Below are 12,705 nucleotides of genomic sequence, written 5' to 3'. Positions count from 1 at the left end.
ACGATCTTCCTCTCCCAACCCGCCCAGGTCATAAGATGATAGCCATCGCCTGACTCACCTCATCTTGACGGGTAGGGTGCCGCTCTTGGCATACGTCAGAGCGGTGGGGCTGGCGGTGTTGTCGTACTTCCTGGTCGCGACCAGACCGCTCGGATAGGTCTCGGAAGCGAGGGCGCCGTCACCGTTGTAGGTGGCCGTGAACGTCGACGGCGCGGAACCTGCCCCGACGTCCAGGCTCGTGACCAGGCCACGGTGCTCGGTGGAGCTGTCGTAGGTGTAGGTGTAGGTGCCCTTGCCGTCGTTGACCGTGGCAGGCGCGCCGTCGATGTCGTAGGTGGTGGTCGCGGTGTTGCCGTCGGCGTCGGTCTGCGAGGTGACCTGGCCCCAGCTGTCGTAAACGGTGGTCAGGGTGACGCTGTTCGCGGTCGTGGTGGTCGGCAGTCCGGTCGAGGTGCTGTAGCCGAATGTCGCGGTCGGCACCGCGGTGCCGCCGTCGGCTGCGGGGCTCACCGCGAGGGCCGCGGAGGTCTTGCGGCCGACGGCGTCGTAGGCGGTGGTCGTCGTCCTCGTCGTGGAACCGACGGTCTCGACGGCGGTCAGTGGTTCGTTGAGGTTGTTGTACGTGTAGGCCGTGACCGGCAGCGCGTTACCCGAACTCGGCTGCGCCGCAGGACCCTCCGAGCAGGTCAGGCCCGCCCAGGACGCGTTGACGCAGCCGCCCGAGCCGGTCGGGGTGAAGTAGGAGGTGACGGTGGTGAACGCGTCGGTGCCGGCGGCGTTCGCCTTCGGCTGGCGGACCTCCACTGGCTTGCCGGCCAGGTTGTAGTAGGAGGTGCGCACGACGTCCGGGTCGGACCCGCCACCCATCCAGGTGGTCACCGTCGTCGGCCTGCGCAGCGTCCACCCGGAGGTGGCCCCGTCCGCGCCGGTCTTCGCCTCGTAACCGTTGATCACCTTGCGGGGATCGGTGTCGCTGCTGCCGTCGTAGGCGGTCGTCGTCACCGTGGTCGGCAGGTGGTAGACGACGCTGCCACCCGGGGCGCCCTGGTCGTAGTCGGTGTGGGTGTGCAGCCGCGCCGACGTGTGGACACCACCGTTGGTGACGTAGCGGTGCTTCGGCCCGTAGGCCTCGACCGGCACCACCCCGTCGGCGGACCAGGTGGTGTCGGTGTCGAGTAGCTGGGCGCGGGCGGCGGAATCGGTGAGGGCCGCGACGGTCGGGTCGGTATCAGCCGTGGGCGACAGCGCCTGGGCGCGGTTTTCCGCGGTCAGCGCGCGGACGGTGTTGCCACGGAGATCGTGCTCGGTCGTCGTGATCTGCCAGGCGCCGGCGCCGTAGGAGGCGGAGTTCACCGCCCGGCCATTGGCATCCATGTAGGTCAGGTCGGCGAAAGGCCAGTCGGAGGCGCCCGGCGACGACGCCGGGACATGGCTGGCCGGGAACACCGCCGTCGCGAACGACGGCAGATCCAGCTGACCCCAGGTGCCCACTGCGGACGGCGACATGTCGACCGGCGCGGAACCGCCTGACAGTGGGAGGTCGTAGACGATGCTCTGGGTGGCGTTGCCGGCACCGCCGGGGCGTGCCCGGGTCAGGCTGATCAGCCGGCCGTAGCCGTCGTAGTTGAAGTTCCAGGTCTCCTCGCCCGGTGGGATGTAGCCGAGCACCCGGTTCTCGGCGGTGTACCAGTACAAGGTCGCCAGATGACCGCCTCCGGTGTCGAGGCGGGGGTCGTACTCCTCACGCAGCCGTCCGGTGGTGTCGAACTTGTAACGGGCCACCTCGACCGGGGCCGCGCCGTTGAGGGTCATCGAGATGGAGCTGATCCGCCCGTTGTAGTCACCCCAGGTCGCCGGATCCCCACCGTTGTCGGTCGCAGTGGTCGACGTCGCGTAGGTGATGGTCAGCGCCCGGCAACCGGCGCCGAGGGTGCCCGAGCAGTTCACTCCCGCCGGGACGGGGGCGAGGATGCGGGTCGTGCGCCCCTGGCCGTCGACGGTGAAGGTGGAGGTGTTCGCGTTGCCGGGTTCCGTCACCCGGTCGTCGACCCAGATCGTCGCGCCGCCGACCGTCGCCGAGTTCCAGATCGTTCGGGTTCCATCGACCTCGGTGAGGGTGAACTGGGTGGCCGAGTCCTTGGTGAGGGCCGACCCGTCCGCGCCGGTGTCGGCGACTCCGGCGTAGTGGTAGGGGTAGCTGCCGGAGCCGACCCTGGTGTAGACCGCCGGCGCGCCCTCCGCGGAGGTCAGCGTGACGTAGCCGCCGGAGTCGGTGTTGTCGGTGAGGGTGCGGTTCGCCGAGCCCGACGCCGGGCCGGGGATGTTCGACGTCCAGCCCGGCCCGAACACCCCGGCCGGCGTGGAGATCGCCCCCGGCGGGGTCAGGGTGGTCAGGGTTCTACCGACGGACAGTGTGCCGATGTAGGTCGGCATCGTCACGTCGGTCGCGGGCACCGAGAAGTCGCCGGTCAGCGGGGCCAGCGTGCCCGGACCGACCTTGGCGGTGGCGTTCGAGTCGCTGAAGGCGTTGATCGTGTACTGGAACGTCGTCGCCGCGGTGCACGAGATCGTGCCGCCGGCGGTGGCGAAGCATGCCTGGACCTGCACCGGGCCGTCGTTGCCGGCGAAGGTGGTCGGCAGGCTCCAGATCTGGTTGTCGAACAGTCCCGCGCCGTTGCGGGTCACCGGCCAGCTCGGATGGGAGGTGGTCCCCTGGGTGGTCACGGCGCCGGTCGGCACGTCCAGCCAGGGCAGGCCGGAGTCGGTGCCCTTGCGGTAGTGGTAGGCGACCGAGACCTGTGCGCTTGGCGCCTCGCCGCGCAGGGTCACGAACCGTTGGGCCCGGGACTGTGGTTCGGGCGAGGCCAAGGCACCGTTGCCGACGCCGAACGCGTAGGTGACGACCGGGGAGAGGTTGCCCGCCTTGTCGATGGTGCGCAGGTAGAAGGTGTGCAGGCCGGCGGCGGGGGTGAGCGTCGCGCTGGTGGTCGCGGTCGTCGAGGTCGACGGGGACGGCTCGTCGAGGCCGTAGAGGAAGCCGGCCGTGTCACCGCCCGGGGAGGTCCACGACACTGTGCCGGATGTCGTACCGGACCAGCCACCCGAGGGCCAGGCCGCCGATGTCAGAGCGCTCGGCGCCGCCGGGGCCGTGGTGTCGATGGTGAAGGGGATCCACGAGGACCAGGCCTGCGAGTAGTCCGCGCCGTCGTAGGCACGGGCCCGCCACTCGTAGCTGGTGCCGTTCGTGAGCAGCCCAGCCGGGACCGTCCAGCTGCCCAGCGTGTTCTGACCGATGTAGTCGGTGGACCCATCGGTGATCTTGGTGGTTCCGGCGGCGTTCCAGACCTCGAAGTCGAGGCGGACGGTGCCCCCGTCGTCATCGGTGGTGATGCCGCTGAGCGTCGGCGTCTTCGAGTTGGTGATGACGGTGGCCGGGCTGCCGCCGCACTGCGCCGAGCACGGCGAGGTCGACCGGCCCGCGATCGTCGTCGGGTAGGAGTTGTAGGTCGTGGAGATGAACGGGGCCAGGGGCGTGTCACCGGAGTAGAAGTACTTGAACTGGTTGGCGTCGGTCTCGTTGGGGGCGCGGATGGTCAGCGCCTCCGGGGAGGCGAAGCCGTTGTGCGCCCAGGCGTCGACGAGGCCGGTGATGGTGATGCTCGTGCCGCCCGAGCCGGTGCACGAGCCGCCGTTGTTGAAGGTGGCGTTGCCCCAGTTGGTGCCATCCGCGCTGGGCTGGGTGTTCCAGGTGGTGCCGGCGCTCATGCCGCCCGCGCCCTGCACGACCGTCGGCTCGGCGGTGCAGGTCGCCGAGCCGCCCTGCCAGAGGTTCAGCGCGGCGGACGTGACGTGCCGGTTCTTGATGGCCGAGTCGTCGAAGCGCAGGAACGAGCGGTTCACCGCCGCGCCGAGGTAGTTGCCGACCCGCAGGGTGTCGCCGGTGTCGTAGTTCGTGGTCGGGTTGGCGTTGTTGACGTCGGTGTCGAGGTTGTCGGCGAGGTTCGCCGCCGGGTCGATGGTGACCGGGTACTGGCGGGCGGCGTCGGTGAGCCAGGCTCTGTCCGGCCTCAGGGTGAGGGTGGGCGCCGCGGCGGTGCCGTCGAGGGTGGCGTCGACCTCACGGGTGTGGTCGGGCAGCTTGGCCTTCGGGTCGACGTGGGCGTCCCACATCAGCGGGACGGGCGAGCGGGCCGTGACCTTCCCGCCGGCGGACAGCCGCAGCTCCCCGTCCGTGGTCCGCGTGGCGGTGACGCCCTTGAGGCGCATCGGCAGGCGCAGCGCGGCCTGGGCCGCCGCGGGGGTGTGGGCGACGATCCGCACGTCGTAGCCGGTCGGGGTGACCTTGACGACCAGGTCGGTGCCGGGGGCCACGTCGGCGTAGGTGGCGGTGCTGGCGGCGAGGGTCGGGGCGGGCAGCGCGTCCGGCCAGGCGAAGGCAAGTTCGCGGGGGCCGTCGACCAGGGTCGCGACGTCGCCGCCGGCCTTGCCGCCGGCGGAGAGCACGATGCCCGCCTTGGCGACCTTCGGGGTGACCTTCCCATCGGCGAGGACGAGGGTCGAGTCGACGTCGGCCCAGCCGTCAGCGCGGTGGACCCGGCGGATGCCCGAGTAGGAGTCGACGGTGATCGTGCCGTCCGGGTTCACGAACGTTGACGTCGACTCGGTACGGGCGTCGGTGACCTCGATCCGGCGCTTGTCCGCACGCGCGGCGAGCTGCGCCGAGACGAGATCCGGGCGCTCGGGCGGCCCGGCGTCCGCCGGGGGCGGCTGCGCGGCGGTCGCCGCCTGGGCCACGTGCCGCGTGGCCGGCACGAACTCGGCGACCGTCATGGCCAGAACCGCGACCAGCAGCAGCCCGAGAACACGGGTGAACAACATGCGAGGGCGCCTGGGCGACGTCCACATCAGGCCAGCTCCGATCCACCGGAAACAAAGAGATCCGCACACGGATGTCCGCGCGGCCGCCGAGGGGAACGGCAGGCCGCGCGGACCACCGAAACTGACAGCACAGCGGAGCGCGGTACAGGAATCAGGACCGGCGTTGCTTTGCTGTAGAGCTACTCCAGGTGACAGTCACGCGAAAGCACTCTCGGAGTCGGCTACCTTCTGTGAAGAGAAAAGGTCGCGAGCTGCAGCTTTTCGGGGGGACCTGAACTTCCAGTGACCACATCCAGTCAGAACGATCATCGATCGACACCATCGGTTAAATGTGTTATCTGGGTCACTCAATGGGGTGTTACTTCGCCGTAACACATGACCGCAATCGTTGGGCAACGAAGAACACCGCCGACGAGAATGATCGTTGCGGGCAGCAGGGAACTTCTTTCCAGGAAAGGGTGGCAATCACGCCGCGCCTATGTCAGAGTCCTGATTCGGATCGGAGTAAATAAAGATCTTGTTGTTACGCATCTGGCTGCCGTCGTCCATCTGGTCGGAAGGTAGGGGCCGGCACCCGCGGAAACCGCATTTCAGGGGCAGGAATGTGGCGGGCCGACCTGCCGGGTTCCGTCACGGTTTCCGGCATTGGCCCTTCCCACCCGCACCCCTGGAGTGGAGGAGGTGGCTTTCACGTGCGTCAACCGGGCGGCGCGCACCGACCCCTCAGGACAAGGGAGGCCCTCGGTATGAGCCGGCATCGGCGTGCCGCCGACCGCACCGCACGCCACCGCGCCAGGCGTCCCGCACGTGGCTCGGGTTGACACGCGCGGCGGCCGGACGTCAGGCGCGGGCCGGCCACCGGTCTGCTGGCCACCCTCACAGTGATCGGCCTGCTCGGCGCCGTCGGCCTCGGCCCCGGCGTCTTTGGGCCGGAGGCGACCAGCATGGCCACCGCGGCCCCGGCGACGATCGCACACCCGCCGGCACGCGACTACGACAACGATGTTCCCCCGCTGATCGCGGCCCACCCGCCGAACACCGACGCCGCTCCCACCCCCGCCGGCCAGGCCGAGCAGCCGGTGGCAGGCGCACCGGAAACCACCGGCAGCACTGGTCCGGGCGCTACGGAGCCGGGCTCGTCGGCCAGCACCGTCACGCTCACCGCCACCGAGCGCCGGATACCGACCCGGGTACTGGCCGCCTACCACGCGGCCGAGCAGCGGGCGGCCACCGCCTGGCCGGGCTGCCACCTGCGCTGGCAGCTGCTCGCCGGCATCGGCCGGGTGGAGTCCGGCCACGGTGTCGGCCGCGCGATCCGGGCCGACGGCACCATCACCAGCCCCATTCTCGGCCCCGCGCTGGACGGTCAGAATGGCCGTGCCCTGATCCGGGACACCGACTCCGGCCGGCTCGACGGCGACCGCCGTTTCGACCGGGCCGTCGGACCGATGCAGTTCATCCCCACCACCTGGGCCTGGGCCGGCCGCGACGGTTCCGGCGACGGGCACGCCGATCCGCACAACGTCGACGACGCCGCCCTCGCCGCCGCCGGTTACCTGTGCGGCCACCACCACGACCTCGCCGAACCGGCAGTCCATGCGGGCCGCGATCCTCACCTACAACCCGTCGGACAGCTATGCGCGCGCCGTTCTCGCCTGGAGCGCCGCCTACACCGCCCTCGGCGCGCTGCCCGCCCCGACCGTCATCGCACCGGCAGGCCAGACGACCAGCTCCCCCGCCGCCCTCGCGCCGCCCGCACCCACGCCGTCGCCCACACCGGCACGGGCGAGCGCTCCGGCCCCGGCCACCTCCGTGGCCGGCTCGGCGACCGTGGGATCACCTGCGACGACCGGCGCCGCGGCGCCTCATGCATCCGGCGGATCGCCGACCCCCGCGCCGACCGCGGACCCGTCGCCGCGCCCCACACCGTCCCCTGTCCCCTCCACCCTCGGACGGCGCACGGGCACCCCTTTCCCCGCGCCGACCAGCGATCCGGCTGCCACCACGTCCCCAGCAGGCCCGTCGAAGGAAGGCAGCCCCACGGTCTCGCCCGACGATGCGCTGCTCGTCGTTCCCCTCACTCCCCAGAGCGGCTCGGAATCTCCCCGCGCGCCGACCTCCACCCCCTGACACCGAGCCGCCCATCGTCGGCGCGGCACTGAACGGAGACGAGACATCGTGGGACGCCCCACCCGCTACGCCCCCGCCTTCCGCGCGCAGGCCGTGGCCCAGGTCAGACAGACCCGCCCGCAACACGCCTCCGAGTGGGCGGCCATCCAGACCATCGCCGCCGCCCTCGCCATCAGCGCGGAGACCCTGCGAACCTGGGTGCGCGGCGCCGAGTCCACCGCCGACCATGCCCGCGCGGATCTCCGCCGGCACCAGGCCGAGATCCGCCGCCTCGCCCGCGAGAACACCGAGCTGCGACGCGCCCTCGACCTGTTGCGCGCCACCGCCACACCACCCGTCAGCAACCGGATGTCCGCGATCCGCGACCCTGCCGTCCGCCCCCTGTGAGAACATGCTTACCCATGCACGACGGTACGCCGACACACAGTCACCAGACCACACAGTCATCAGACCGCCGGGGAGGCGACCGGGACCACCAGGCAGCTCGTGAGCCGGAAGCTCGTCAAGGACTACGTGCGCCGGGCGGTCGAGCGCACCGGGTTCGAGGTGGTGCGCAGGCCGGGCTGGGAGGTTCCGGCCGGGATGGACGCGCAGGCGCTGGCGACGATCCGCGAGTCGGCGCCATACACCCTCACCGACCAGGCGAAGGTCTTCGGGCTCATCCAGGGCGTCCGCTACGTCGTTCGCCACCGGATACCCGGGGACATCGTCGAGTGCGGGGTGTGGGCCGGCGGGTCGACGATGGCGGCGGCGCGCACGCTGTTGCAGCTCGGTGACACCTCGCGCCATCTCTACCTGTTCGACACCTTCGAGGGAATGTCGGCGCCGACCGACCTCGACGTCGCGCCCGACGGGCAGACCGCCGCCGGCCTGCTCTCGCGTTCCGACCGGGGCAAGGCCGACTCCGCCTGGTGCGTCGTGTCGATCGACGAGGTGCGGGCGAACGTCGCCCGGATCGGTTATCCCGCCGACTGGTACGAGTCGACCCGGCACGAGATGGAGCACCTCTACCCGCGCACCACTGCGAGCGGCGTGCTCATCATCGACGACTATGGCTGGTGGAAGGGTGCCCAGCAGGCCGTCGACGAACACGTGGCGGCGCACGAACTACCCACTGCTGCTCAACCGTCTCGGCCCGGAAGGCGGCGCCATTGGCATCGTCCCCGCCCGGTAGCGTCCTCGCCCGGTAGCGTCTCTGGCTGGCGCCGGAACATCTCGATGTGCTGAACGGCGTCCGTCCCGCGACACCTACGAGGCCTGGCTGGTCTGGCTGGCCAGGTGGGCGAGGTAGTGGGCGAACATGCGGATGCCGCCGGCGGCCTGGGTCCAGTCGTAGTGCTCGTTGGGGGCGTGGTAGCCGTGACTGGGCAGGCTCAGGCCCATCAGGATGACGGGGGCCTTGAGGTACTGGTCCATGGTGAGGACGGCGCCGATCGAGCCGCCTTCGCGGACGAAGGCGGGGCGGCGGCCGAAGGCGTATTCGACGGCGTCCGCGGCGGCGTCGGCGTAGGGGCCGGTGCGGGGGCCGAGGTACGGGGGCATCGCGGCTTCGAGTTCCACGACGGCGTCGGGGTGGCGGGCGGTGATGAAGTCGCGGATCAGCGTGAAGACGGCCTGCGGGTCCTGATGGGGGACGATCCGGGTGCTGAGCTTCGCGGTGGCGAACGGCGGCACGATGGTCTTCACACCGGGGCCGGTGTAACCGCCGGTCAGGCCGTGCACCTCGAAGGTCGGTTCGGCCATGATGCGGCGCACGACCTCGCGGACGTCGGTGGTCCGTAGCGAGGTCAGGCCGTGGGCGGCCATGAAGGTCTCGACGTCGAAACCGGAGGCGACGAAACCGTCGAGTTCGTCGTCGGCGACGGGAGCGACGGCGTCGGCGAAACCGGGGATGAGGACCCGTCCGGTGGTGGCGTCGACGCATTCGGCGATGAGCCCGGCGAGTTCGGTGAGCGGGTTGCGGGCCGGGCCGCCGGTGAGCCCGGAATGGGTGTCGTTGTGGCCGGTGGTGAGGGTGACCTCGAAGGTGACCAGGCCGCGCAGGCCGTAGTCGATGGCCGGGCGGTCCGCGGCGATCCAGATCGAATCGGAGACCAGCACGACATCGGTGGAAAGCCGCGGTAGTTCGGCGCGGACGAACTCCTCGAAGTTCGGACTGCCGATCTCCTCCTCGAGCTCCCAGACGAACCGGATGTTGACCGGCCATTCGTGTCCGACGGCGAACTGGGCGGCCTGCAGAGCGGTCAGCGCCGGACCCTTGTCGTCCGTGCTGCCCCGACCGGAGTAGCGGTCACCGGCGATGGTCAGGCGGAACGGTTCGGTGCGCCACTGCGCCCGGTCGGCGGGCTGGACGTCGAGATGGTTGTAGATCGTCACGGTCGGGAGGTCCGCGCCGGCGTGGTGTTCGCCGACGACGACCGGGTTGCCGGGGGTCGCCACGATCCGCGCGGACAGGCCCGCGTCGCGCAGCAGGGTCGCCGCGTGCTCGGCCGTGCGCGCGATGTCGGCGGCGCGCGCCGGATCGGCGCTGACCCCGGGGATACCGACCAGTTCGGCGAGGCGGCGCTCGAACTCCGGCCGGCTCTCGGAGACATATCCCCCAAGCCCTCGCAGCAGCGCGTCGCCACTGGCGATGGTGCCGGCGCCGGTGGCGGGGGCACTGGTGGCGGAGGCGCTGGACGGGGCATGGGGCGCGCGGCTGTCAGCCATCCGCCGATCGTACGGACCGTCGCCACCCGGGCCGTCACCGAGGTTCACCGCGTCGCTCACGGTCCGCCTCACACGGTCCTCACACCGCCGCGGTGGTGTTCTCGGGGTGCCCGCGCGACCACCTCGGAAAGGTATGTGCATGCGGTCGTCCGTCTCTCGTCTACTGCCTGGTGATGAGCCCGTCGCCGCGAAGGTTCCCGAGATCACCGGCCTGTTCTGGACCATCAAGATCCTTTCCACCGGGATGGGTGAGGCCACGGCCGACTTCCTCGCGTCGGTGAACCTCGTCCTCGCCGCGGCGGTCGGACTGTGCGGGTTCGCGACCGCCCTGTGGTTGCAGTTGCGGAGCCGGCGCTACCAGGCCTCGGTCTACTGGTTCGCGGTGGTGATGCTCGCCGTGTTCGGGACGATGGCCGCCGACGGGCCGCCGATCGGGCATGTCGGCTCGACGGTGTTCTACGCCCTCGTGCTCGCCGCCGTGCTGTGGCGCTGGCACCGCACCGAGGGCACGCTGTCGATCCACTCGATTGTCACCCGTCGTCGCGAGCACTACTACTGGACGACGGTGCTCGCCACGTTCGCGCTCGGCACAGCGCTGGGCGATCTGACCGCCGACACGCTGCACCTGGGGTACCTGGCGTCCGGACTGATGTTCACCGCGATCATCGCGGTGCCGGCGTTCGCCCGGCGCTGGTGCGGGCTCGGCGAGGTCGCCGCGTTCTGGGCCGCCTACGTGGTGACCCGTCCGCTGGGTGCCTCGTTCGCCGACTGGTTCGGCAAACCGGTGCACCGCCATGGCCTCGGCCTTGGGGACGGGGTGGTCAGCGCCCTCGCGACGGTGGTCATCGTCGGGCTCGTCGCCTACGCGGCCCGCACCCGCGCCGACGTCCAGGCCCCGCGGCTCGACCCGCCAGCTGGAACGACTGAGGCGACTGAGGCGACTGAGGCGGCTGGGACGGCTGGGACGGCAGGGACGGCAGGGGTGGCACGGCTGTGACCGGGGGGTTCGCGCTCAATGTGCTGGACGCCTCGTCGGTGGCGTCCTCGGTCGGGCTACTGGGGCTGATGGCGATCATCTTCGCCGAGACGGCCCTGTTCGTCGGGTTCTTCCTGCCGGGTGACTCGCTGTTGTTCCTCGCGGGGGCGTTGTGCGCGGCGGACGCGGCGGCGTCCGGGCCGCGGCTGAACCTCGCGACGGTGCTGCCGGGGGTCGCGGTCGCGGCGATCGCGGGTGCGCAGACCGGTTACCTGCTGGGACGGCGTTTCGGGACGCGGCTGTTCGACCGTCCGAACTCGCGGTTGTTCCACCGGGAACACGTCGAACGGGCACACGAGGTGCTGCGCCGGTACGGGTTCGGACGGGCGGTGGTGCTGGCCCGGTGGTGCGAACGTTCATGAACCCGCTGGCCGGCGTCGTGCGGGTACCGGTGAAGGCTTTCACCGTCAGTAACATCCTGGGCGGGCTGCTGTGGGCGGATGGGCTGACGCTGCTCGGCTACGCGCTCGGACGGGTGGTGCCGATCGACCGGTACCTCCTCCCGATCACCCTGGTCATCGTCGCCGTGTCGGCGATCCCCGTCCTGCGCGAGTACCGATCCGGACGGCGCGCGGCGCGCCCGCGCGGCTGAGGGCGCCCCCGCGAGGTGACCCGCGGCTCGGACGCGTACGCACGGTGTTCTACTGTGCGGATCGCAGCAGACCATCCCGGGGCAGACGGGTCGGGTCGCCGGCGTGGCGGCACCGCCCGCCCGGTCCACCGAACGCGCGGCCAGCCGCCGCGCCTGGATCCCTGAAGGTATCGATCACGTGAGCTCCATCAGCGTCGGCCAGGCCGTGCTCCTCGGCATCGTCGAGGGCCTGACCGAATTCCTCCCGGTCTCCTCGACCGGCCACCTGAAGATCACCGAAGGTCTGCTGGGCATCAAGGTGGACGACAAGGCGGTCGTCGGATTCACCGCCGTGATCCAGGTCGGTGCGATCGCGGCCGTCCTGGTCTACTTCTTCAAGGACATCCGCCGCCTGGTCACCGCCTGGTTTCGCGGTCTGCGCGATCCCGCGGCCCGGCAGAACCACGACTACGCCTTCACCTGGTGGGTCATCTACGCGACGATCCCCGTCGTTCTCGTCGGCGTCGCCGCGAAACCGCTCATCGACGGCCCACTCGCCTCGTTGTGGGTGGTCGCCGCGTCGCTGGTGGCCGGCAGCGGACTCATGTGGTTCGCCGACCGTTATGGCCGGCACAAGCGCGGTGAGGACGACATCAGCCTGCCCGACACCCTGATCGTGGGTTCGGCGCAGATCCTCGCCCTGCTCTTCCCCGGTTTCTCCCGCTCCGGCGCCACCATTTCCACCAGCCTCATCCGCGACCTCGACCGTGTCGCCGCGACCCGACTGTCGTTCTTCCTGTCCATTCCCACCCTGACCGGCGCCGGTCTCTACGAACTCAAGGACGCCGTCGGTGGCGGTGTCTCCGCCTTCCCGCTGGCCGTCGGCACCCTCGTCTCGTTCGTCGTCGCCTACGCCTCGATCGCGTGGCTGCTCAAGTACGTCGCCGCGCACAACTTCGACGCCTTCGTCGCCTACCGTCTCGTCATCGCCGCCCTGCTGGTCGGCCTGCTCACCACCGGCGCCCTCACCGCCTGACCCACCCCGCACCCCCGCACCCCAAGCAGCACCGCAGCACCGCACCCCAAGCAGCACCGCAGCACCGCACCCCAAGCAGCACCGCAGCACCGCACTCCCAGCGGCGCAGCAGCACCAGATCCGGCCGAGGCCCGTGCGAGGACACGGGCACCAGGTCCCACACGGGCCTCGGCGGGACGATCCACGACGTCGAGGACGTCGCGTGGCCGGTCGGCCGCCCCGCCACCGGCGGGCACCCGATCCGCCACCGCCCTGGTTCGGCGGGTTTCCGACTATCGCGACACCGGCCGACACAAAACCAGAAAAGCAATACGGGCCCGGACGATCTGATGTTCCGGCCTCAAC

At 70.7% G+C, this 12,705-nt stretch carries 9 protein-coding genes; 7 read left to right on the top strand and 2 right to left on the bottom strand.

Annotated elements, in window-relative coordinates; all coding sequences use genetic code 11:
* Positions 1-54: 54 nt before the first annotated feature.
* The gene (locus tag MXD61_RS15810) at positions 55-4,878 is read right to left on the bottom strand and encodes a DNRLRE domain-containing protein (protein ID WP_285223284.1); all 4,824 of its coding nucleotides are present in this window, start codon (positions 4,876-4,878) and stop codon (positions 55-57) included.
* 944 nt (positions 4,879-5,822) lie between these two features.
* Here MXD61_RS15810 and MXD61_RS15805 point away from each other — a divergent pair.
* The 3 genes from MXD61_RS15805 (at position 5,823) to MXD61_RS15795 (ending at position 8,235) form a co-directional block, all read left to right on the top strand.
* Positions 5,823-7,040, top strand: a complete 1,218-nt coding sequence (locus tag MXD61_RS15805) for a lytic transglycosylase domain-containing protein (protein WP_248814007.1) — start codon at positions 5,823-5,825, stop codon at positions 7,038-7,040.
* 16 nt (positions 7,041-7,056) lie between these two features.
* Positions 7,057-7,395 (top strand): transposase, encoded by a 339-nt coding sequence (locus MXD61_RS15800; protein WP_248814006.1) that lies wholly within the window; start codon positions 7,057-7,059, stop codon positions 7,393-7,395.
* A gap of 99 nt (positions 7,396-7,494) precedes the next feature.
* Entirely contained in the window at positions 7,495-8,235 is a 741-nt protein-coding gene (locus MXD61_RS15795; protein ID WP_248814005.1) for a TylF/MycF/NovP-related O-methyltransferase, read from the top strand.
* A 21-nt stretch (positions 8,236-8,256) separates the two neighbouring features.
* On the opposite strand, the gene MXD61_RS15790 is transcribed toward MXD61_RS15795, so the two are convergent.
* Positions 8,257-9,717, bottom strand: a complete 1,461-nt coding sequence (locus MXD61_RS15790) for a M20/M25/M40 family metallo-hydrolase (protein ID WP_248814004.1) — start codon at positions 9,715-9,717, stop codon at positions 8,257-8,259.
* A gap of 139 nt (positions 9,718-9,856) precedes the next feature.
* On the opposite strand from MXD61_RS15790, the gene MXD61_RS15785 reads away from it, so the two are divergent.
* The 4 genes from MXD61_RS15785 to MXD61_RS15770 all read left to right on the top strand — a co-directional run bounded on the left by MXD61_RS15785 (position 9,857) and on the right by MXD61_RS15770 (position 12,360).
* On the top strand, positions 9,857-10,714 hold the full coding sequence (locus MXD61_RS15785; RefSeq protein WP_248814003.1) for a hypothetical protein: 858 nt from the start codon (positions 9,857-9,859) through the stop codon (positions 10,712-10,714).
* Positions 10,711-11,115 (top strand): DedA family protein, encoded by a 405-nt coding sequence (locus tag MXD61_RS15780; protein ID WP_248814002.1) that lies wholly within the window; start codon positions 10,711-10,713, stop codon positions 11,113-11,115. Before MXD61_RS15785 ends, MXD61_RS15780 begins: the two co-directional genes overlap by 4 nt.
* On the top strand, positions 11,097-11,345 hold the full coding sequence (locus MXD61_RS15775; RefSeq protein WP_248813999.1) for a DedA family protein: 249 nt from the start codon (positions 11,097-11,099) through the stop codon (positions 11,343-11,345). Before MXD61_RS15780 ends, MXD61_RS15775 begins: the two co-directional genes overlap by 19 nt.
* A gap of 178 nt (positions 11,346-11,523) precedes the next feature.
* Complete coding sequence (locus tag MXD61_RS15770; RefSeq protein WP_248813998.1) at positions 11,524-12,360, top strand: undecaprenyl-diphosphate phosphatase; 837 nt, start codon at positions 11,524-11,526, stop codon at positions 12,358-12,360.
* Positions 12,361-12,705 lie beyond the last annotated feature (345 nt).

This window comes from Frankia sp. AgPm24, from assembly GCF_023243055.1.
Taxonomy (GTDB): Bacteria; Actinomycetota; Actinomycetes; order Frankiales; family Frankiaceae; genus Frankia; species Frankia umida.
The sequence above is the reverse complement of the archived record's forward strand: the minus strand, read 5'-3'. Positions and strand labels throughout refer to the sequence as shown.